Here is a 22,614-nt window from a genome sequence, read left to right as displayed (position 1 = left end):
CATGCTCTCTCTTCTTTACTCCTAACTTCAGAACCCTTCCCCTTCGGTGTTTCACTCAACGAATACTTAAAACCCCCACCTGCTTCGGTCGGGGGTTTTAAGAGATACAACCTGAATGAATCCTGCCAGAATCATAATCCAAACTTCTCGGTAAAGAGAGAACGATCTTGAGAAGAAGTCGCGGCTTGACCAACTTCCTCTATGCTCTATTAGTTGGTCGCAGCAATGCCGCAGAACATCTCTGGTCCGGTCCGCACAGCTGTAGACACGCCTGAGATGAACGACGTATATACACTTTCCAGCGCTGGTGGTGCAGACAAATCCTGAGCTGTGAACGAATGGAACTCGGCTCCGCCATTTTGCCCGATTGTACCTTCTGCGCGATATATGATGAAGAATGGATCATATACAAATCCGCGTACAATCTCGACTACAAATGTATCGCCAAGTTCTCCCGTAACACCCACTGTGCCGTTCAAGGTAATTATAGGATTAATGACTCCTTGGGTCTGAAGACCGATTACCCCGAAGGCTTCAGGTGATTGAGACAACGGCAATCCCGGCGCTCCTACGGATCCCGAGTTCGCCGAGGTTCTCATATCGAGAAACACGCCCATGAAGTAACACCTCCAATGCTATGGGATAACATATCCTATGAATCTGATAACTCTTCCGATTGGATGGTTAACAGATTTGATGAACCTATTTTTAATTCAATGCGGTTAATGGTATATTGAACTGCATAACGAAACGAACGGATCGTATGCACATAAAGGGTACAGGCTGTTCAGAAGGAGATATGTATTCATGAATAAACGAAAAGGCTCAAAAGGTCGGTCATCTGCCAAAGGTAAATCATACGGGGGTTCTTCCAAGCCACGTTCTGGCCGCCCACATGCTTCCTCATCCGAAGCCAAGTCCCCTCGCGCGCGCGATGGTGCTCAGAATGCCTCAGCATCCGATGTGTCTATGACCTCTGCAAGAATAGATGGCAAAGTGGCAGCCAAATCATCTGCGACGAAACGCCCGGGTCAAGGCCATTACCGCAAGTCCGAACCGCCCCGTCAGTACAATGTCACGGAACCGGACGAATTGCTGAATTTTCTGCTGAAACATGTGAAGTCAGGTCGAAATGCTGTGAAATCAATTTTGGGACGTGGGCAAGTATCAATTGATGAGAAAGTCGTGACCAAGTTTAACGAGCCGCTGAAACCTGGCCAGATCATATCCATTAGCAAAGAAGGTGCGGTCGCCGCTCCTTCTCTCACAGGCATCAACATTTTGCATGAGGACGATGACATTATCGTCATTCGCAAAGAAGCGGGGCTACTCTCCATCGCGGCTGACAAAAGTGATGACCTGACCGCTTACCGTCAACTGATGGCACATGTCCGTCGTACGAATCCGCTAAATCGGATATTCGTCGTACATCGCCTGGACCGGGATACATCAGGTGTGATGATGTTTGCCAAAAGTGAAGAAGTACAGCAGCAGTTACAAAACCACTGGAAAGAAAACGTACGAGATCGTGTCTATATCGCACTGGTTGAAGGAGCTGTCGCTCAAGAAGAAGGTACGATCTCCTCTTGGCTCAAAGAAACCAAAACGCTCAAAATGTACTCCAGCTCCCGTCCGAACGATGGACAACATGCTGTTACCCATTACAAGCGCCTGAAAGCAAACCGTGAGTTCTCATTGCTGGAAGTGCGTCTGGAGACAGGTCGCAAAAATCAGATTCGTGTTCATATGGAAGATCTGGGACATCCGATCGCGGGAGATCGCAAATACGGTGCACGCACGAGAGATCTTGGACGTCTGGGACTGCATGCACGCGTACTTTCATTTATTCATCCCACGACAGGTAAGCTGATGACATTCGAGACGGATATTCCGAAGCCCTTCCTATATCCGTTCCGTGGAGACAGCACGCCTGTACAATAACGTGATCATACGAAGACGAAGCCAAAGCGGAAACTAAGTTTCCCCCCTAGTGCCCTACCCGCCTGAAAGGAGGTCATCACGTTTGCAAAACCTGTTCATTACCGGGTACCGTGCTCACGAACTGCAGATTTTTGGACAAAAGCATGAAGGCATTCCCTACATTAAAAAAGCAATTGCCTCCCGCCTTACTCCTCTTGTAGAAGATGGGCTGGAATGGGTGCTTACCCCCGGTCAATACGGCGTTGACCTGTGGGCCTGTGAGGTTGTGCTGGAGCTAAAACAGACTTATCCGCATCTGAAGCTGTCGATCATTACTGCATTCCAGAATCCGGAGGAGCAATGGAAGGAAGACAAGCAGGAATACTATCGCGCCATCCTATCCGGGGTGGACTATTACGGAGCAATCAGCAAACAGCCATATATCGGGCCATGGCAGTTCACCGCACGGGACGATCTGTTGCTTCGTAAAAGTGATGGATTATTACTTGTCTATGATGAAGATGCCGGAGAAGGCAGTCCGCGTTTTGTGAAAGAAAAAGCAGTCAAAAAACAGCAGAACGAGCACTACCCGATTATCATCGTAACCTCAGAGGATATTCAATCCATCGCAGAGGATGAGCGCATGAATGATTTTTCTTATGACGAGGATGTATCCTTCTGATCGATAGTAGATTCATCTTGACCGTAGATTGCGTACACCTATGTTTTTTTTCGGGCAAGGTTGGGTATAAGTAGTATTAAAACTGCGATTTTTATGTCGTATGGGACAAAGGGGAACGGCAATATGACTTTAACGCCAGAGCAGCGTATTCAGCTGCACGGATTCAATAACCTTACCAAGTCGCTCAGTTTCAATATGTACGATATCTGTTACACCAAGACCAAAGAAGAACGTGAAGCTTACATTGAATATATTGATGAACAATACAACGCAGATCGGCTGACTCATATTTTGAAAAATGTATCGGACATCATCGGTGCACACGTCCTGAATGTAGCGCAACAAGATTACGTGCCGCAAGGTGCCAGCGTAACGATGCTAGTCTCAGAAGGTCCCATCGTGGAAATTCCCGAAGAATCCTTCGACGAATCACCTGGTCCTCTGCCCGATAACGTCGTGATGCAACTGGATAAAAGCCACATCACCGTACACACCTATCCTGAATTTCACCCTAGCGAAGGAATCAGCACTTTCCGTGCAGATATTGATGTGTCCACCTGTGGTGAGATCTCACCATTGAAAGCACTGAATTATTTGATTCATTCGTTCGATACAGACATTATGATTATGGATTATCGCGTACGTGGCTTTACGCGGGATACGAGCGGGCGCAAACTGTTCATTGATCATGAAATCAGTTCGATCCAGAATTATATTCCAGACGAGATCAAAAGCGGCTTTGATATGATTGATGTGAACGTCTATCAGGAGAACATTTTCCACACCAAATGTAAGCTGAAGGAGTTTGATCTGGATAATTATCTATTCGGGTACACGAAAGACAAACTCAGCAAAGCCGAACAACAGGAAATCACTGAGTGGCTGAAGCTCGAAATGGACGAGATCTATTATGGTAAAAATATTAACCGCTCTTCTTAAGGTACATTGAAGTGAATATAAACGATGACAAAGATAAGTCTCTATGGTTGCTGGCTTCCTGAACAGAAGTCAGATTAACCATATACTTGTCTTTTTTGCTATGTTTTTGAATAAACATTGTAGATTTTTGGAGATAACCGTCGATTCTTTGGGCTAGATATCTTGACAGTGTGCAGACGGATTTCTTAAAATAGAGGGAACTGCATTCGGTTGCGGTGAAGGAGGATCTGAGCATGATCGAAACCAATACTTCCAGACGGAATGAATCCCTTTTGCAAGCTCTTAATGCGCGGCATCAGGCCATTACCAACAACATCGCCAATGCAGACACGCCCAATTATAAAAAGACAACGGTCGAGTTTGAGGATGAGCTCAGACGGATCGTCGAGAACGGTAAAAATGGGCAGCTCAGAATGCGCCGGACGCATGAGAAACATTTTCCAGTCGGTAGTCCAAATGACTCTATTGTACATTACCGTGTGATACAGAATAATGAAACGGCTATGAACAATAACAACAATAATGTGGATATTGACCGTGAAATGGCTCTGCTTTCTGAGAATCAGCTTCTGTACAACTACATGGCTGATCGCGTTAGCGGACATTACAAAAAGATGAAAAATTTATTGAATGACCTGAAATAAAATAATCTGAATAATGGATAAACAGCCCTCGTGGCTGTTTTTTTTCGTATGGAAACTCCACTGCAACTGTCCGTGTTTCCTCTTCTGTACCAGCTTTCTCTTCTGTCCTAGTTTTCTCTTTTTTAGGAGCATGTGCTGATCTACCCCGTAGGTTCGGTATTCTGTGGCCCTGTAGTATAATGGTATTATGAAGAAAGATATTCCATCCAAAAGAGGTGCAACATGGCTCCACAATATAACGCTTTTCAAGGCTCCAAGGTCAGACTCACGGCGCCGTGCCCTGAAGATCGCATGCAAATTGCACACTTCACGGAGAAGTATGAGTATTTGCGTAACCTGGATACGGATATTGCCGTTCCGCAAACTTCAGATGAAACAGGTGCCTCTTCCGTCCGCAATGGTCAGGATTTTGAATTTTCGCTGCGCACTTTGGAAGACAATCGCTTCCTCGGATTCGTCGCGATCTACCGGATTGAATGGAATAACCGCTCTGCACAACTCGCCATCGGCATTGGTGAAGAACGTAATCGTGGCAAAGGTTACGGCAGTGATGCACTTGCTCTCATTCTGAGATACGCCTTCCATGAATTAAATCTGAATCGAATCGCTTTGGACGTCATTGAATACAACGAAGTAGCTAGAAAAGCATACCTGAAAGCTGGATTCCGCGAGGAAGGCCGGCATCGCGCTGCCGTCATGCGCGACGGTACACAATATGATCTGATCTCGATGAGTATTCTGGCCGCGGAGTGGTCAAGCCAAACCGGATATCCGGTCTCCTTCCTGCCGTCGGGTGCTTCTTCAACTGAAACTAAGCCCCATCAAGACGCCCATTGTTGCACGGACCATAGTTCTGCATCGGATACTGCTTCTGTATGCTTAGTTAGCTCAACGGAATCTAACAGTGGCACTCGAAATGTCGAGGTCTTCCCCCGAATTGGCGTCGGTGCGGTAATCCTTAACGAACGTAATGAAGTATTGCTCACCTGGCGCAATCGTGCACCAGAGCAGCATACCTGGAGTATTCCAGGGGGGAAAGTAGATGCCTATGAGACACTAGAATCAGCCGTTATTCGTGAGATTAAAGAAGAGGTTGATCTCGATATCGCTATTGGCTGTCTTCTCTGTACGGCGGAGACCATTCACCCGGAACAGCAGGAGCACTGGATTTCGATGTTATACTCCACCAAAGTGATTAGCGGGGTGGCACGAAATCTGGAAGAAGGCGGAGCCATCGGCAAGATCGGATGGTTTCCGCTTAATGATCTACCTGCTCCACTTGCCAGCTTCGCCATTCCGGCATTAGAAGCAGCGAAGCGACGTTATGTACAGGATTAATAACTCAATAATAAGCAGTCATATCTCATTCATAGGGTAGCGAAGAGGAGGTTTTACCGATGAAAGAGGAACAATCGGATACAGCAATGGTAGAGCAACTGTTTCAAGCAGCAGAGCATGGAGAGATCAACAAACTGAAGTCTCTCCTTCAAGAACGTCCAGAACTAGCGAATATCGAAAATAAGGACGGTTTAACCGCTCTGGGGTATGCAGCCCATTATGGGCAAGCCGGAAGTGTACAATTACTGCTCGAACATGGCGCTGATGTCAATGCGGTCTCCCATTCACGGATTTCGTTCATTCCCAGCAACACAGCCCTGCACGCCGCACTCGCTGGAGAGCGCTCATTGCAAGTCATCCGACAATTGCTAGAACATGGCACATCCACAAGCATTCCAGACAGTGACGGACAACATGCACTACACACTGCGGCCTTTCATACGGATCAGACAGCGATCATTGAGTTGTTACTTGAACATGGTGCTGATGTCTCAGCACAAGATGCTGCAGGCGCAACCGCACTACAAATTGCGCAGCAACGCGGCAATTCCTCTGTGGCGGCTCTTCTACAGCAAGTCGCCCCGCCGATATCCTAGACATATTCATAACCGTCCGTCTCTCCTTGGCGCAGATCATGCCCCTGGGAAGGCTGACGGTTATTTGTTATCTCTTCACATTCGGTGAACAGATCGATATGAGCAATATCATTTTTTTCACAAAACGAGAACCGTTCGGCGGCTTTCTCTGTCTAATACGAAACCATATCTACAAAGGAGGAGCCTTGTGACCCCTACCGAACTTACGCGAGCTGCACAAAAGGGGGATGCTGCTGCTTTTACAGCCTTAATGGAAATGAATCAGAGCCGTCTGTACCGAATCGCTTATGCCTATCTGCATAACGAAGGCGATGCACTGGAAGCGATACAGGAAGCAACCTACCGCGCATTCCGCAAAATCAAAAAATTGAAAGAACCCTCCTATTTCAGTACGTGGCTAATTCGCATTCTTCTGAATTACTGTGCAGATGAACGAAAACGCAAAATCCGATTCAGCCCCGTCACCGAAATTCAGGAATCCGGACGTTGGGATCACCCTGAGGATCCGGATCTGGCAGCCGCAGTCGCTACACTTGAACCGGAATACAAACAAATTATTATCCTGAGCTATTTCGAAGGTTTCTCACTGACTGAGGTCGCTGACATTCTCGAAATCCCGGCAGGCACGGTAAAATCAAGACTGCACCGCGCTCTTGGCAAGCTTCGGAATCGACTTGAACCGAAAGGAGAGCACTTATTATGACCAACGAACTCAACCCGTTTGATGCTTTGGAGGAACGTCTTCAAGCTCGTAAGACCGAATATGACACCATGCCCATACCGGATATGGCAGCTTCACAGGCGGTGAAGACCGGGATTCGCCAAGCTTCTCGTCAGCGAAAAACAAAATTACGCTGGCTGACTAGTTCCATCTCTGCAGTTGCCCTGATTTTATTGTTCACTGGCTGTATTCGGGTATCCCCTGCGTTTGCGTCTTTTGTCGAGCAACTGCCTGGCATGGAAGGAGTCGTTGATCTGATTCGCCAAGACAAGGGATTGATGATGGCAATTGATCAGTCCCTTTTGCAAAAAGTTGGGATTACCGACGAACAGGACGGGGGTTCTGTAACCGTGGAAGGCATTATAACAGACGACTCACGCATGGTTATCTTTTATAAGATGAAAGGCATGAAAGATACAGAGCAATTTAACTATGACGTTGATTTGCTTGATGGTAATGGGAAGCATCTTCCCGTTGGCTTAAGCTATTCTGCACCTCACGCTGATGGAGAAGATCAAGTCCATGAAAACTTAATTGATGTCTTCTTTACCAATGAATCCTCTCCTCCAGATGTGTTAACGGTGGTATTCACATCCCGAAACCAAAACAATCCAGGGGTGTGGAAAGTAACGATGCCTGTCGATAAAAATCTAACCAAAGGCATGATGAAAGTGATACCCGTCAACCAAACGTTGATCATTGAAGGACAACATATCCAGGTGAAACAGGCCACCATGTATCCAACCCGCTTGGTACTTGACGTGCAGCTTGATCCGAACAACACCAAAAAAATCTTTGGTCTCAGTGATTTGCAGCTAGTGGATGAACAAGGACGCGCCTGGAAAACTAACACCTCAATTGGCGAAGATACGCGTTCTATCTATTTTGAAAGTATGTATTTTTCCAAGCCTAAAAAGCTGACGTTGCAAGGTTCAGGGTTCTCAGGACTGGATAAAAAAGAACTGGAATTCAGTCTGAACTTGAATACTCATGAGATTACGGGCGGCCCTTCCGGACTTCGGATGCTGGGCAGTAAGGTGGAAGGCAAAGATCTGATTGTTGATTTCTCTGTTCCTGACAGCATGGAAAATAGTTTTGTTTTCAGTTTCAGCAAGGTAAAAGATAGCACAGGTCAATCTTATGAAACTCCAGGCGCAAGCTGGAGTTCGGGACACGGGAAAGATCAAAATCATACCACGGTGTCTATTACCATTGAAAAAGGTGCAAAATTGCAGGGGGATCTTCAGATGCAAATTGCTACTTATCCGTCCAAGACACACTCCCCCTTTTCACTTGAAATCCCTGTACATCCTTAAGAGATATGACTCACAGGCTGTAGAGCACTCAACAAACTTTACGCGTAATCACCTTTTGTAGGCAGATGCATACCTTGAAGGAAGAAGGATTTTATTTCGAGGAAGGGTTGTGCATCATGTCTGAATCAACATCTACACCATCCGCTCGTGTTGTGTATCAGGCCAATCAACCGATGGTGCAATCCGTGCAAAGTGTGCGGAATATGCTGCATCATACGGTTCGTCAGCATGTTGGCAAAAAAGTACAAGTTCAGAACATTGACGGTCAAGTATGGGAAGGTGTCATTATTAGTGCGGACCGCGGAATTCTATACCTCCAGGTGACGCCGATGCATGGTTATCCCGAACCGCGTGCCTTGTTTGGCCCGACGATTCTGCCGTTGGTACTGTATGAATTGCTCGTCATCACTCTGTTGATGTAGACCAGGAAGCTTCGTCTCTTTCCCCATCGGGATTGAACGAAGCTTTTTTGGGGAGGGGCATGAAAATCCACATCGAATAGCTCGACGCACAACATGTTTCTAGACTGCTATTCGACGTATAAAATATGATACAATGGTCTCTGTATAATGCCTTAACTTATAGGAAACGGAGCTTGATCCGGTTGAAATACATAGATCATGACTTAACCTCTCCTCTTAAACCCGAAGCGGAGATGAGCGATAATAGTCAATATATGGTTACTGAGCCATCTGAGCAATCTGAAGTTGCAGCTATCTGTTTGCTTGCCGGCAAAATTATGCTCCAAAGTGGTGCTGAAACCTACCGCGTCGAAGATACCATGAAACGAATGGCAGCAGCACTGGGGCTCCCTCATTCTCATAGTTACGTTGTGCCTACAGGCATCTTTTTCTCGGTAGACGCCGTTGAACCAGCGAAGCTGATCCGCATCTCTGAACGTACAACCGATCTGGATAAAGTGTCTGAGGTCAACGACGTTTCACGCCGGATCGGACAAGGGCAGCTTACTGCTAAGGAGGCGAACAATCTGCTGATCGAGATTGAAGGCAAACCTTCGGGTTATACGTTTGCCGTCCAGCTAGGGGCTGCTGCCTTATCCAGCTCTTGCTTCACGATTATGTTCGGCGGTAGCTGGGGAGACTTTATTCCAGCACTGATCTGCGGCGGAATCGGGTATGCTTCGGTTATTCTTTTTCACCGATGGGTACGTGTCAAATTTTTCGCTGAGTTTACAGCCTCTTTTGTCATCGCGATGCTTGCCTTTTTCTTGGTATATGCGGGTGTAGGCTTTGAACGGGATAAAATTATTATCGGTTCTGTCATGCCGCTTGTGCCGGGACTACTTATTACCAATGCAGTACGCGACCTGATGGCAGGGCATCTTGTATCCGGTTTGTCCAAGGGTGCAGAGGCTTTCCTGACTGCTTTTGCCATCGGCACAGGCGTTGCTGTAGTGATTACACTTTTGCTGTAAGACGGAGGTATGTAAGTTATGCTCCATTATATTGAACAAGCCTTGACCAGTTTTGTCGCTTCGGCAGCATTTGGGATTATCTTCAATGCTCCAAGACGTATGCTAATTCATGGTGGATTTGTCGGTATGGTTGGCTGGATTATCTATGTTGTGCTCGAATATGCCACAAACGCCGTTCCAGCAACGCTGATCGCTACGATAGCTCTTGGTGCAATCAGCCAGCTCTTCTCCCGCATGTTTCGTGCGCCAGTCATTATATTCAGCGTGGCAGGCATCATCCCGCTCGTTCCGGGAGGACTGGCGTATAACGCGATGCGCAGCTTTGTACAAAACGACTATAGTGCTGCCATCGAAATGGCAGCGAAAGCACTGATGTTATCCGGTTCGATCGCCGTAGGACTTGTATTATCCGAGGTATTGAATCAGGTCGTTCGTAACTTATCCCATGTAGCTCGCGTCAAGCCAGCCTCTAAATGATGTAACAAACGAGATGGTGATTCGAGATGGTGATTCTCTCACCAAAAAAAGCCCATAGCCTGCAAGCTTCTGCTTGTACATGCCATGGGTATTTTGGTTTGTTCGACTAATGTATCATTTCTAGATCATTGCTTAGCTTGTTTCATCACCGTTGAGAACAATTCTGCTGCAGTACCACTCCCCGACTGCAAGTAATGCGAAGCATCCGTGTAATCAAATCCCATCCACACAACACCAGTCCACTTCTCGGTATAACCGGCAAACCAGATATCCCGGTTGGCTCCCTTCGGAGCATTGGGGAAAGCCGCCTGTGTCGTACCGGTTTTGCCTGCCACTCTAACCTGAGACATCTGAGCTCGCTTCCCGGTCCCTTGACTAACGACAAGTTGCAACATTTTCGTCATTTCTTGTGCGGTCCGCTTCGTTATGACCTGTTTATTAGTAGACTGGTGTGCATAGATTACTTGTCCTTGAGCATCCGTTATTTCACGTATAAGATGTGCGCGATTAAATTTCCCATCATTGGCAAACACAGCATAAGCCTGTGCCAATTTCAACGGTGAAATACCCTTATGTAATCCGCCCAGCGCAATGGACAGATTCGTATCTTCATTCCCAATCTCAATCCCTAGTTTCTGAGCAAAATCCTTGGACTGTCTCAATCCGATCTGGTCGAGCAGCCATACACTTGGCGCATTGATGGATTGCTGTAGCGCCTGAGACATCGATACAGTCCCACGATATCTTCCTCCCAGATTACTGGGCTGATACCCGCCATAAGACATCGGCCGATCCGGCAGCATAGTTCCTGGATTGAATTTCCCCGACTCCAACGCTGGACCATAAGCAACTATAGGTTTGAACACCGAACCAGGCTGCCTTGCATCTATCAGAGCCCGATTGATATCTCCCTTTACAGGTTTTCGTCCGCCCATGATCGCCTTCACTTCGCCGTTATGCTGATCAAGGATAACCATACTGGCCTGCACCTGCTGGTCCTTTCGATCATCCGGGAACCAAACTGACTCGGCAAAAGTTTTCTCCATCGCCTCCTGAGCACTTACATCTAACCCGGTGCGGATCGTCCAGCCCGCTGAGCGAATCTCAGCCTCACTTTTACCTGTTAGAAGGGAGGCCTCTGCAATGACGGCATCCACAGCAGATATATAGGAAGGCTGTCTCACGTCTGATATTTGTGTGGTTGATTTTCGCTCCATGCCGGGACGGGGTGGTTTGTACTCAACTGCTGCAGCTTCTTTCATCTGTTTGCTTGTAATGAGTCCTTGTTCATGCATCAGCGATAACACTACACTGCGTCGCTCTTTGGATAGAAGCTCATTATCTACTGGATTGTAAATGGAGGGTCCCTTGGGAATACCAGCAAGTGTAGCAATCTGCCATAGTTCCAGTTTATTCAGATCATCCACACCAAAATAACGCCAGGCTGCCGCCTTGACTCCATACTGTTGCCGTCCCATATAGATCTGATTCAGATACATTTCCAGAATTTTATCTTTTGAATATCTCTTCTCCAACTCCAGAGCAATGGATAGCTCGTTTATTTTGCGGATAAGGGTCTTGCTGCCATCCAGGTATAGATTTCTTGCCAGCTGCTGTGTGATCGAGCTACCGCCCTGGCTCCAATCCATATGGATTATATTTTGCACTCCTGCCCTCCCAACACCAATCAGGTCAAGTCCGGCATGACGGTAAAAACGTTTATCTTCAGTAATTAAAAAAGCCTGTTTCAGCATATCCGGCATTTCATCTAGGTCTGCATACTCAATGTATCCCCGATTCGATGTAATCATCTTGGATATTTCGTTTCCGCTTCCGTCCAGAATGGATGTAGAGGAAACTTGCTGCATTACTTCCGGTTGATTTTGGATGATGATTTTGCCGTAAAAAAACAAATACATATATATCAGTACCAGCAGGACCGCTGCAACAACAGCAACATCAAATAGTCGATAGATCGAGCGCTTAAACTTGATTCTTAACATTGCGCTTCCTCAGTTTCACCCTTTATTAAAGGGCTGTCACTATTTTCTTTCCATTCCGATATACCAAGCGCAAGCTGGAGCAGAGATGTCTGTTCATAAGCCACTCTCGCCCAATGCTGTACCTCGCTGTCGTGTCTGCCGCTCGTCTTCAGCAACTCCTCCAGAGCAGATTGAATGCCATACAGCGTAAGTTCAATAGGTAAGGAGATATGTTCACTTTTGTTTGGAGGCTGGACCATTCGTGCAGCTTCTCTTGCCACATGAGGCGATGTACTGCCATCCTTCCCTCTAGTGGCGAGAACTGCAATAGCGTTAATCTGATCACTTAATTGTCGTAGCTCGCCACTGCTTAGTACTCGGATGGGATCAATCGTCTGACCATTCGCAAGTTGACGAGTTCCCTGGACAAGTTGTTGCATATCTTCAGCTATTTTCTGAGAGCGAATCCAGAAAAACAAAGCAAACAGCACCCCAAAGGCAAGCAAGAACAGCGGTGTCTTCCCTATGTGGTTGATGCCCCATTGAATTACACGGTTAATCCAAGCAACGTCATTGAACATGAGAAGATAAATGAATTTCATCAGTTGATAAACAACAAACAAAATCACTATGCTGAGAAGCGCACTTGCTCCGCAAATATATATGTATTTCATTCTAACGGTGTTAAATCTCGAACTCATATTCGGCATCCTCCTCAAGCTGCTAACCAAGTCATAGAGGTAGCATACCGAATAGTTCTTAAGGAAGCTTTGTGAAATTCTTATTAAATTCTTAACTTCACACCGATAGAATTTAAAAAGTTCTATTCTTTTATTTCATCATGCTCTGGGGGGGCTATCATCGGAAAGCGGGTAACAAAGTCTGTTCTGCCATGCTCGCTATATGCAGCAATCTTCCCTTGATGCAGTTCAATCATTGATTTGGCGATGGCTAAACCCAACCCTGTTCCACCAGTATCACGGGAACGTGATTTATCAACTCGATAGAACCGTTCGAACAAATGCGGTAAATCCTGAGCCAGGATCGGATCGCCATAATTACTGATACGGACTACAGCTTCTCCATTCTCAAGCTTCAACCCAATTTCCATTATTTTGCCCTGTGCACCATAACGAATGGCATTGCTGAATAGATTTTCGTAGGCTCGAACTAATTCTCCAGGAGCTGCTTCAATCCATATGGGCTCCTCGGCTCCAACGATTTGATAAGTCATACCTGCTTCTTCAAGCATTGGGGTAAATTCTTCAGCCAGCTGCATCAAGAACGGGCTCAGATTCAGTGGGGTCAGACATAGCGGCAGACCGCCCCCGCTCACTCGTGTATACTCAAATAAATCATCAATAAGCTTGCGCAAGGTCAGCGATTTCTCATAAGCGATGCTGACATAATAACGCATTTCCAGTTCATCTTGATACCGATCCTTCTCCACATATTCCAGAAATCCGAGAATGGACGTTAATGGTGTTCTCAGATCATGCGAAATGCCTGTAATCAAATCATTCTTGGCAGCAACTGCACTTCTTTCCTCCTGAAGGGAGCGCTGTAATTGCTCTGCCATCTGGTTGATACTCGCTGCAACTACTCCGAACTCATCCGAAGTCCTCACCTCAATTCGATGTGACAGCTCTCCTTTGGCTACTTCCTGAATTCCCGCTGTGATCTCGTCCAATACAACCATTACTTTACGAGTAGACAGGAAAAAAAAGAGCACAAAACAAATGATACCTACAGCAATCATTAGAGGAACAGAACCGATATGATTCACGAGCCACCTAACCATCTGTCCAGGAATCGTATAATTCGGATAACGCTGGGTAGCCAGAATCGTCTCGCACAGTTTGGCCACCCCATACAACATCACTGCTGTTAATATGCCGCTCAAAAGGAATGCGTAGATAAATTTCCATCGCACGGTATTAATCAGTTTCGAATTCATTATAGAGACTCCCTGCTTCTAACATTCAACTTACATCGGTTTGATCATCTTATACCCGACACCCCATACGGTCTGGATGAATTTCGGACGTTTGCTGTCCTGTTCAATTTTCTCACGAAGTTTACGAATATGTACCATGACCGTGTTGTTGGATTCCATAAAATCTTCTTTCCATACTTGCCGATAAATCTGTTCCATACTAAGTACCGATCCTTGATGACGCGCCAGCAGCTCCAGCACAGCGAACTCACGCGGGGTCAGATGAACAGGTCTGTCGTCCACCCACACTTCATGTGTATCGGTGTTGATAACCAGATCATCAATCACCCATTCGTGCTCCCTGCTCTCTCTACCTTCGTTAAATGTATGGTACCTTCGAAGCTGAGATTTGGCTCGCGCTACCAGTTCAAGCGGATTAAACGGCTTGGTTACATAATCATCAGCACCAATGCTTAGTCCGGTTATTTTATCGATGTCGGTACTTTTCGCAGATAGCATAATAATTGGCATTCTCTGCTGTTCCCGAATTTTCATACAAACTTCAATTCCATCCATATTAGGCATCATTACATCGAGGATAATCAGATCGATCACTTCCGTCTGAAGTAGCTCAAGAGCCTGTGCTCCATCACTCGCTGTAAGGATCCGGTATCCTTCATTCCCGAAATAAATCTCCATTAGTTTAATAATCTCCTGCTCATCATCGACAAGCAGTATAGATGCTGGTTGTGCCACTTTTGTAATGCCCTCTACTTTCTGCTTTTGGAGTTTTGAATGAGAATAATCCAAACTCCTGTTATTTTATTTGTTCAACGTATACCAACTTGGAATTACACTACGAAAATCATCGTGATCTTCACGCACACGTTCAATCTTCATCATCATCTGATCTGTCTCCTCCGGCTTCACGTTCTGAATCCACACGACAGAGGATACCAGTGCCATAGCCATGTATAGCGAATACAAGTTCCAGAATTCCTCATCGGGATCATGTCCCTCAAAGTAACCCTGCACCTGCCCAATCGAGTACGGAATACTGACTTCTGTCGCGAATAAGCCCAGTTTTAAAAATTCATGCACGGGGTCCCCTTGGTCTGCCCGGTTAAAATCGATTACTCCAGCTAACTCTCCATTGTTCACGACCAGATTAGCCGGATGAAAATCATCATGTTGAAAACCATCAGGACGTCCTTTCATCCACTCCAGATGATCATCAATAAAATGTAAAATGTGCTGATCGTTACCCATTACAATTGGACAAGCTTGATATCGTTCGACATAACGCTGATGCTTCATACTTTTGCGTGTGTACCAAGATTCTTCTTGCTTCTCGATGGGTAACTGATGAATGCGCCGCAGCTCAGCCCCCGCTCTCATGCCGATAGAGTACTGTTGCTGTGCACTCATTAGAGGCAATGCCTCTGCGGCATCTTCACCTTCCAGATAGCTGACAATCATGTACCCGTTGTTATCATCCAGCCTGCCAATGCCAAGTGGCGTAGAGCAAAGAACCCCCATTTTCTTCAAAGATTCCAGAATATGAATTTCTTTTTGCTTGCCTTCCATATCACGGTATGGAAAAATTCGCAGCAATACATTCCCTTCACCTGGAACCTCCATTTTGAATTTGTGATCCAGGGAATATCCTTTGGATATACGTTCAATCTGTACAGCCTCTCGAAGTTGAGGAATCGCTTTCACAAGCTCAAGTATCCCACGATCAGTTGAAGATAGGTTCCGATTATTCATGAAGTCTACCAACTGTATCCCTCCTTAGTTAGGTCATGTGCCAGAAGTCAGCTCATGCCAAAAAATAGCTGCATATTCCCTCCTCATAATCCTTAATATCCCGTTTCATTCACCTTATCCCTATACCTGATATGTATTGATAATATGTATTGCATTCATGTAAACATCGGTATCTTGGGCTCTCTTCCCGTCAAGGTTAACATCGTATAGAGTTGACCCCTGTGATGATACATATGTCCCATCATTTCGAGTAGCCATTCCAAACGGCTATAGGAAGCACCCCAATAGGATGTTGTTACATGAAGCAATTCTTCTGTTGTAAACTGCATGTACTGACGATATAGAAAGTCCCGGTTCGTGATAAGTGCATGCTTAATCTGGTCAACAGAGTACAGGGCGTTCTTTTCATAAAATTGAGCCATCTCTTCCTCCGACGCCCCTTCGGATATGTACAGATCTGCACGACAGATCAATGCCAGGTGAGAGAGTAGATCTCCGACAGAACGTTTTCCCTCGATGGGAACCAGACGCAAGTCCTCTTCATTCAATTGATCACAAATTTCAACTAAAGAAGCAACCGCCGTATCAATATGTTTGAATACAGATTGAATCATCATCATCACTTCCTTTTCATTCCATTATACGGAACATACGATCTTGTTTCAATTCATTATCCACCTTTACTATATACACGTCCTTCCATGTTTAATTAACATATGCGCACAAAAAAAGTCCCTCCTCCCTCTTATAGACGGGAAGCAGGACATTTTGTTACATCTGCCAAACACTTTTTTACCTAATTTATGGAATGAATCTAGGATTAGATGCAAGTGAAGCTTGAATTAATTCGAATAGATGGAACAGCATGTATGATCAAACTGTTCAGCCTCAAGGTCCGCGCCTCGAATGAAAAACTGTAGTTCGCCCCTATTTAGCCACTGAAAACCGATGGCATCATGGGTATCAATTTTGAGCAACAGAAGCGTATCGGACAACTCTTCCCATACGAGCTCTTCATCTCCGCCGTAATGAGCAGTCAACTTCTTCATACATTCGTGCTCGCTGCCATTGTATTCCTCACCCAGCTCAATATAGCTCAAAGCTTGGTGTTCAGCATCGGGTTGTTGCCTTTCCGGGTAACCAAACATGCCGCCCCAATTAAGGGGACTAGGATGGTTCCAATCGGATTCGAATTCCAGATAACGGTCAAATAAATTTCCTTCTATAGAACCTCCATCTTCAGCTACTGTCGTTGAAGCATCATACATTTCATTCAACGCCGCAACGTCTATGTACGCATAAGTAGGAACTTCAAGGTTAGGCAATATTGTAACAGCATGAGCTACTGTTGGCTCACCTCCGAGTGCAGTAACCCCGTCTGGTTCACGTTTTACAAGGTTAAGTGTCGAAGGCTCATAGATCACGCGATGTTCAATCGGATAAGCTGCGTTCACCCTGCCAATGAAAAAGTACAACATGCCACGCTCCGGCAACGTTCCGCGCCCATCATTTGGCGTGTATGGAGACAGGTCCACCATATTTAGCTGGGCCAAAAAAGTCATTGGCACGCCATCCTCTGTCAACGGCCAATCCAAACCTTCCGGTAGATCTGGATCACCGCCGACACGCGAATTCCCTGTTCTACGATATTCATCCGTCGTGGATATATCCAGGCGAATGCCCCAGCGCCCAGCATCCAGCACCAGATCGGCAACCGCACCGAGACCGTATTCTTCTTCCAGGGTTTTACGTGCTTTTCTAGTCAAACGTTCACATTGTTCCGGCTTAATCATATAGATCCTCCCTTTTGACTTCACACCTATGCTGAGACTTATTCACGTTCACACCTGTATATTCTTCTGCCTTGTCTTTTTTCCCTGCTTTCTGGTGTAAAAAGTGGCCATCCAAAAGCTTGAACTTTAAAATAAATCAAAAACCCCCGCATCCCCACTTCTTCGTGGATACGGAGGCCCTTCCGATTTAAGGCGTAATTACCTTACGATTTTATTGACGACTTGATTTATAATTTTATTAACAGTTTAATATCGGTTTTCCTTACAGCTTCGCTTCAATTTTTTTACCCAGAATTACCAGGTCCCGGTTCACTCCATCCAGCACAGCCACTTCGGGATAAAACCCCCACTGTTCAAAACCATATTTGCGTAACAAACCTAGACTTGGCTCATTATGACCAAACACAAATCCTAATACGGTTGTTATACCTAGGGCAGGACACGCCTCAAACACCGTTTCCAGCAAACGGCCACCAGCCCCGATCCCCCGGCATTTCTGATCTACATATATGCTAACTTCAACCGTCCCATTGTATGCCGGTCGTCCATAAAATGAACTCAAACTGGCCCATGCCACGACCTGTTCATCTAGCTTCATCACCCATAATGGACGACGATCTGGAGTATGCTCGTTGAACCATGACAAACGCTGTTCTACCGTTACCGGTTCCAGGTCTGCTGTTACCATGCGGCTATCAATGGTGGAATTATAAATCTCCACAATTCTCGGCAAGTCCTCCAGACTCGCGTATTCAATCCGTACCTTTTGCAGCTGCATCCCGATTCCTCCATTAATCCAGTTCAAATCTAAGTATAGAGGCTATTATAACGGAGAATGGAAGTCTGCGTCATTCGAATACATGCGTGAAACCAAAATCAGGTACAAGTTGAATTACTGCGGGAGTCCCTGAACGGTATTTCCTTTCGTCAAATCCTGGCTCTGATCCGCCCAACGAATATTGATTGAACGGGATGTGAACAGATCCGGTCCATCCGATACCTGAAAGTGCAGGTGTGCCTCACTGGAGTTACCCGAATTACCCAAGTCACCGATCAAATCGCCCTGTTTGACTCGATCTCCTTTTTTCACAGCAACACTGCCCTTTTTGATATGTGCCGTAAAACTGTATTCACCCTGTCCATGGTCAATGACTACGTAATTCCCCGCGGGTTCCTGCGGATTCAAGACACCCGGCACATTATCTTCAATATTATTTTTAATGTCAACCACGGTTCCGTCCGCAGCCGCATACAGCGGGTCTCCAAAAGCATAATAGCTGGCATTTACTTTCGGATCACCCTTATAGCTTGCACCGTCTTGAGTCCGAACAATATCCAAGGCATAACGCTGCGTCTCATGTTCGTAATGATAGTTGAGAAGGACATTGTTGCCGCCCCAGAAGACGAACATATCCCCTTTCATCGGAAACTGAAATTCCGTTTTGGTCAGCTTGCTGTCGGTATCGGGATGAGGTTTCATTGGAATAATGGTCAGACCACTTATCTGGTGATTTTCTGTAAAATAGGCGCGAATGCCCTGGGTTCCCGTCTCATCCATCCACCCGTATTCCTTCAAACCGTTGAGCTCGGCATAAACGACCTGCTTCCAAGACTGCTCTGGATTCATATAGCTTTCGATAGCCGTCTTGAAATCGGCCAAGGACACGGCCTGCTTCATCTCGGGAGTAAACTGATCATAGATGGCTTCCTTAGAACCATTCATCAACGTATCGATCAAACGATCTGGGGAGATGGCTTCATGATTAGCCAAACCTCCGACTTGTTCTTCGCTGGACTTGTCATTATCTTTATATTGTTCAACTCCCTCCTTAGCAGAAGACTGCTCAGCTTCATCTGATGTAATTTTGTTACTTGTGCAAGCCGATAATATAACAACCGCCCCCCATGTTAACAAAAGTAACCTCCATCTCTGATTCAACTCCAACACCCCTTTTCTTAGAAATAAGTTCCTTGACTTCACTCTACGAAATAAATCTTACGCTACGTGTAACGCCATCTTACTTCGAGATAAACTCTCAATAACCAATTTCCCATTCAGAATTAAGGTTCTGTTAAGACGGTTTACACAGCCCAAGGCACGCTTGAAATGATATGATGGGAACTATACTGCAATGCAAGATGCTAGTTAGGAGGTCAATGTAACACGATGGATCATGTCTCATTGCTGCTTGTAGATGATGAACAGGCCATTCTACATATGCTCAAAACCGTTCTACTCAAAGAGCAGTTTCACCATATCGATACAGTGACAACAGGTGAGGCTGCACTTGAAGCATGCCGAAATAAAACCTATCACTGCATCATTCTGGACATCATGCTTCCGGGTAAAAGTGGATTGGAAATTTGTCCTTTTTTAAGACAGGTCACAGATGCACCTATTCTGTTTTTGACCGCCAAAACGACAGACTATGACAAGCTGACTGGCTTTGCAGTTGGTGGAGATGACTATGTAGTTAAGCCCTTTAACCCACTTGAAGTGGTCGCACGGATTAAGTCATTACTGAATCGCTACCTGCCTTCCCGAACGGGATTGTCTCAACCGGAAGTTTCGGAGCACGTAAAAACGTCATTATCAGGTGTGCCAAAAGGGGCCATATATGATTACGGACGTTTTCAGGTGCACGAGTTGGCCGGAGAGTTGCGCGTTGAAGGGAAAGTGGTAACTTGTCCGGCACTGGTGTTCCAGCTGCTGCTCTTCTTCTGCAAACATCCCAACCGAATTTTCACTAAATCGGAACTGTATGAACGCGTGTGGGGTTCGGAAGCCATTAGTGATGATAATACCGTCATGGTGCATATCCATCGCATTCGGGAACGGATAGAAGCTAATCCCTCCCATCCGGCATTCCTCATCAATGTGCGTGGTCTGGGCTACAAACTGGTTCAGCCGGGCAGTGTGTCATCGATATGAACATACGCCGCAAATTAATGACTCGATTCATCGGCATGCTCACAGTCACGGTCATTCTGATTATTTTGCTAGGAACTATGGTCACGATCTGGGTTTTGCAAAAAGTCAATGAAGTGAATATCGTGGATGATTTCGCAAACAGCGGATTGGATCAACTCATCAGCACTGCCGAGATTATGCCAGACAACACTATACGATACGATCCCGATCTACTTAGACAGGTAGATAAAAACCACGGTTGGCTTCAGGTACTCGATGAAAAAGGTTATGTCATTGACGGTTATCACGTCCCCCCTGACGTACCAGATCACTATAAGCCTGGGGAATTAATTGCATACTGGGAAGCCGAGACGCCTTTTCCATACCAGCTGTACATGATGATTCGGGAAAAGGATGGACAGATGTTCACCTTGTTATATGGAGAACGGAATGCTGCCAGGTCACTGCTGGATCAGATCCGTCCAGACCTCTCGTATACACGCGGCCAACTTCTAGTGAACCCTGCTGAACAAGAAACACTCCGCAACGCAGGTGCCTATATTCAAATACTGGACGCCTACGGGAGGGAAACAGCCTCCTACAACAAACCAGCTATGGGTGTTCCCGAAGAATACAGCATTCAGAATCTCGTACTCCAGATGCGATATCCCAATCGTACGGGGGTAGCTGTCGCCACATGGTACGACGACCAGAATGAAACGACTTGGATGCTGAGTGTGCCCGTAGATTATTCCGCAGGTGATCTGGAGAACCCCTACGCTTTCATTCTGGAACCGGCATTGATTGTTCTGATCTTATCCATCATCATCCTGCTCGTTCTGCTGGCTCTATGGTATGCCAATCGATTCGGCTCGCCCATGCTGCATATGCTTCAATGGCTGCAGCGTCTAGAGCAAGGGCATTATGAAGAACCTACAGGAGCTTCGGGCCTGCCCAGAAGCCAACATCGTAATGGGAAATGGAAACGAAAATTCCGGGTATATGCCGAAGTGCTTCATTCTATGCAAGCTTTGTCTCTTACGCTCAAGCAAGATGAGGAGCAGCGCAAACAGACCGATTCCTTGCGAGAGGAATGGATTGCAGGTATTACACATGATCTGAAGACACCCCTTTCTTCCATTCAGGGATATGCTCATATGCTCGAGACGGACAAATATAGCTGGACGACAGATGAAGTGAAGGAGTTTGCAAGGATTATGGTAGACAAGTCGATGTACATGGATCGACTTGTGACCGATCTCGCCATGACTTATCGGTTGCGGAGCGGAGGGTATCAGCCCGAAGTGGAGCGAACTGACGTAAATGCGTTACTTCGTGACCTCTTGCAGCGGACGGAGCACAATCCCGCCTATGGAGAAGGGCGTCTACTTTTTCAATCCGCTGACGGGCCCATATACGGTCTGGTGCACGTACCTTCTTTTGAACGAATCGTAGATAATCTCACTGCGAATGCCTTGCTCCACAACCCGCCCGAAGCCAAACTTGTTGTACGTGTGCAAGCTGGTGAAGGGGACGGAAATTTCACAATCGAGTTCACCGATAATGGAACAGGCATGAATTCGGAGACGGTCTGGAAGCTGTTCGAACGATATTATCGGGGGACGGATACGGGCACGTCGGACACTGGATCTGGACTAGGAATGGCCGTGACCAAAGGCTTGATCGAAGCGATGAACGGCCGGATCGAGGTACATTCCACGCCGGGTGAAGGAACCGTGATTCGATTGATCTGGGATGAGCGTACCGAAAAAAAACAATAAATGTTTTTTGAACATTGCGCTTGACCTTTCCATTTTCAGTCTTTATAATCGACACTCAAGTAACACCTGTTCCACATGAACGATTAAAATATTGAATGTACTGGATCAACGTCCTTGAACTTTTATACAGTTCATATCGCTGCATCCATTCATATTTGGCGATGACCAGAGACATGATTTCGTTTGCGTGCTGCCCAGAGAGAGAGGGGATTGGTGAAACCTTCTTCAGCGAACGGACCGAAGTTACCCCTCTGCAGCCGTGGTCTCGAACCTCTTTGAACCAACTGTCCTCACAGGATATTTGCATCAAGGATCAGTAGAGCTCACCGCCTGATCCCCGATAACGGATTCCAATGAGGGTTATGATGTTTTC

The 22,614-nt window shown here is 46.2% G+C and carries 23 protein-coding genes; 13 read left to right on the top strand and 10 right to left on the bottom strand.

Translation table 11 applies throughout. The annotated features are described in order from the left end of the window. Positions 1–209 precede the first annotated feature (209 nt). Positions 210–617: a hypothetical protein gene (locus tag PQG66_RS17970; RefSeq protein WP_272039108.1), complete on the bottom strand. Its 408-nt coding sequence runs from the start codon at positions 615–617 to the stop codon at positions 210–212. A 352-nt stretch (positions 618–969) separates the two neighbouring features. Here PQG66_RS17970 and PQG66_RS17965 point away from each other — a divergent pair, with 352 nt between their 5' ends. From PQG66_RS17965 to PQG66_RS17910, 11 genes are all read left to right on the top strand, one after another. Beyond that, positions 970–1,941, top strand: coding sequence for an RluA family pseudouridine synthase (locus tag PQG66_RS17965; RefSeq protein WP_442955126.1), 972 nt, complete (start codon positions 970–972; stop codon positions 1,939–1,941). Positions 1,942–2,023: 82 nt separating this feature from the next. Then, entirely contained in the window at positions 2,024–2,602 is a 579-nt protein-coding gene (locus PQG66_RS17960) for a DUF1273 domain-containing protein (protein WP_272039106.1), read from the top strand. Positions 2,603–2,725: 123 nt separating this feature from the next. Continuing rightward, a complete protein-coding gene (gene speD, locus PQG66_RS17955; RefSeq protein WP_272039105.1) occupies positions 2,726–3,541 on the top strand; it encodes an adenosylmethionine decarboxylase in 816 nt (271 codons plus the stop codon). Between the two features lie 233 nt (positions 3,542–3,774). After that, positions 3,775–4,185: a flagellar basal body rod protein FlgB gene (gene flgB / locus PQG66_RS17950; protein ID WP_272039104.1), complete on the top strand. Its 411-nt coding sequence runs from the start codon at positions 3,775–3,777 to the stop codon at positions 4,183–4,185. A 222-nt stretch (positions 4,186–4,407) separates the two neighbouring features. Further along, positions 4,408–5,523 carry a GNAT family N-acetyltransferase gene (locus tag PQG66_RS25370; RefSeq protein ID WP_442955118.1) on the top strand — a complete coding sequence of 372 codons (1,116 nt, stop codon included), beginning with the start codon at positions 4,408–4,410 and terminating at the stop codon, positions 5,521–5,523. A 59-nt stretch (positions 5,524–5,582) separates the two neighbouring features. Further along, a complete protein-coding gene (locus PQG66_RS17935) occupies positions 5,583–6,119 on the top strand; it encodes an ankyrin repeat domain-containing protein (RefSeq protein ID WP_272039103.1) in 537 nt (178 codons plus the stop codon). A 187-nt stretch (positions 6,120–6,306) separates the two neighbouring features. Further along, positions 6,307–6,822: a sigma-70 family RNA polymerase sigma factor gene (locus PQG66_RS17930; protein WP_272039102.1), complete on the top strand. Its 516-nt coding sequence runs from the start codon at positions 6,307–6,309 to the stop codon at positions 6,820–6,822. After that, positions 6,819–8,156 carry a DUF4179 domain-containing protein gene (locus PQG66_RS17925; RefSeq protein ID WP_272039101.1) on the top strand — a complete coding sequence of 446 codons (1,338 nt, stop codon included), beginning with the start codon at positions 6,819–6,821 and terminating at the stop codon, positions 8,154–8,156. Before PQG66_RS17930 ends, PQG66_RS17925 begins: the two co-directional genes overlap by 4 nt. 116 nt (positions 8,157–8,272) lie before the next feature. After that, a complete protein-coding gene (locus tag PQG66_RS17920; RefSeq protein ID WP_272039100.1) occupies positions 8,273–8,578 on the top strand; it encodes a hypothetical protein in 306 nt (101 codons plus the stop codon). A 233-nt stretch (positions 8,579–8,811) separates the two neighbouring features. Beyond that, on the top strand, positions 8,812–9,591 hold the full coding sequence (locus tag PQG66_RS17915) for a threonine/serine exporter family protein (protein WP_442955125.1): 780 nt from the start codon (positions 8,812–8,814) through the stop codon (positions 9,589–9,591). A gap of 18 nt (positions 9,592–9,609) precedes the next feature. Next, positions 9,610–10,068, top strand: coding sequence for a threonine/serine exporter family protein (locus tag PQG66_RS17910; RefSeq protein WP_272039099.1), 459 nt, complete (start codon positions 9,610–9,612; stop codon positions 10,066–10,068). A 125-nt stretch (positions 10,069–10,193) separates the two neighbouring features. Here PQG66_RS17910 and PQG66_RS17905 read toward each other — a convergent pair whose 3' ends face one another. The 9 genes from PQG66_RS17905 to PQG66_RS17865 form a co-directional block, all read right to left on the bottom strand. Continuing rightward, positions 10,194–12,071 carry a transglycosylase domain-containing protein gene (locus PQG66_RS17905; protein ID WP_272039098.1) on the bottom strand — a complete coding sequence of 626 codons (1,878 nt, stop codon included), beginning with the start codon at positions 12,069–12,071 and terminating at the stop codon, positions 10,194–10,196. Continuing rightward, a complete protein-coding gene (locus PQG66_RS17900) occupies positions 12,065–12,751 on the bottom strand; it encodes a hypothetical protein (protein ID WP_272039097.1) in 687 nt (228 codons plus the stop codon). Before PQG66_RS17900 ends, PQG66_RS17905 begins: the two co-directional genes overlap by 7 nt. Positions 12,752–12,873: 122 nt before the next feature. Further along, entirely contained in the window at positions 12,874–14,007 is a 1,134-nt protein-coding gene (locus PQG66_RS17895) for a sensor histidine kinase (protein WP_272039096.1), read from the bottom strand. A gap of 30 nt (positions 14,008–14,037) precedes the next feature. After that, positions 14,038–14,742, bottom strand: a complete 705-nt coding sequence (locus PQG66_RS17890; RefSeq protein ID WP_272039094.1) for a response regulator transcription factor — start codon at positions 14,740–14,742, stop codon at positions 14,038–14,040. Between the two features lie 66 nt (positions 14,743–14,808). Continuing rightward, positions 14,809–15,756, bottom strand: a complete 948-nt coding sequence (locus PQG66_RS17885) for an aminoglycoside phosphotransferase family protein (protein WP_272039093.1) — start codon at positions 15,754–15,756, stop codon at positions 14,809–14,811. A 155-nt stretch (positions 15,757–15,911) separates the two neighbouring features. After that, a complete protein-coding gene (locus tag PQG66_RS17880; protein ID WP_272039092.1) occupies positions 15,912–16,376 on the bottom strand; it encodes a DinB family protein in 465 nt (154 codons plus the stop codon). A gap of 222 nt (positions 16,377–16,598) precedes the next feature. Beyond that, entirely contained in the window at positions 16,599–17,549 is a 951-nt protein-coding gene (locus tag PQG66_RS17875) for a YwqG family protein (protein ID WP_272039090.1), read from the bottom strand. Between the two features lie 262 nt (positions 17,550–17,811). Next, positions 17,812–18,327, bottom strand: coding sequence for a GNAT family N-acetyltransferase (locus tag PQG66_RS17870; RefSeq protein ID WP_272039089.1), 516 nt, complete (start codon positions 18,325–18,327; stop codon positions 17,812–17,814). A gap of 114 nt (positions 18,328–18,441) precedes the next feature. Further along, positions 18,442–19,464, bottom strand: coding sequence for a M23 family metallopeptidase (locus PQG66_RS17865; RefSeq protein WP_272039088.1), 1,023 nt, complete (start codon positions 19,462–19,464; stop codon positions 18,442–18,444). Positions 19,465–19,716: 252 nt separating this feature from the next. Here PQG66_RS17865 and PQG66_RS17860 point away from each other — a divergent pair, with 252 nt between their 5' ends. Both PQG66_RS17860 and PQG66_RS17855 read left to right on the top strand, forming a co-directional pair. Further along, positions 19,717–20,481, top strand: a complete 765-nt coding sequence (locus PQG66_RS17860; protein WP_272039087.1) for a response regulator transcription factor — start codon at positions 19,717–19,719, stop codon at positions 20,479–20,481. After that, the gene (locus tag PQG66_RS17855) at positions 20,478–22,241 is read left to right on the top strand and encodes a sensor histidine kinase (protein ID WP_272039084.1); all 1,764 of its coding nucleotides are present in this window, start codon (positions 20,478–20,480) and stop codon (positions 22,239–22,241) included. Before PQG66_RS17860 ends, PQG66_RS17855 begins: the two co-directional genes overlap by 4 nt. Positions 22,242–22,614: the final 373 nt, after the last annotated feature.

The organism is Paenibacillus sp. JJ-100 (genome assembly GCF_948329825.1).
Taxonomy (GTDB): Bacteria; Bacillota; Bacilli; order Paenibacillales; family Paenibacillaceae; genus Paenibacillus.
This window is presented reverse-complemented; position numbering and strand designations above follow the sequence as displayed.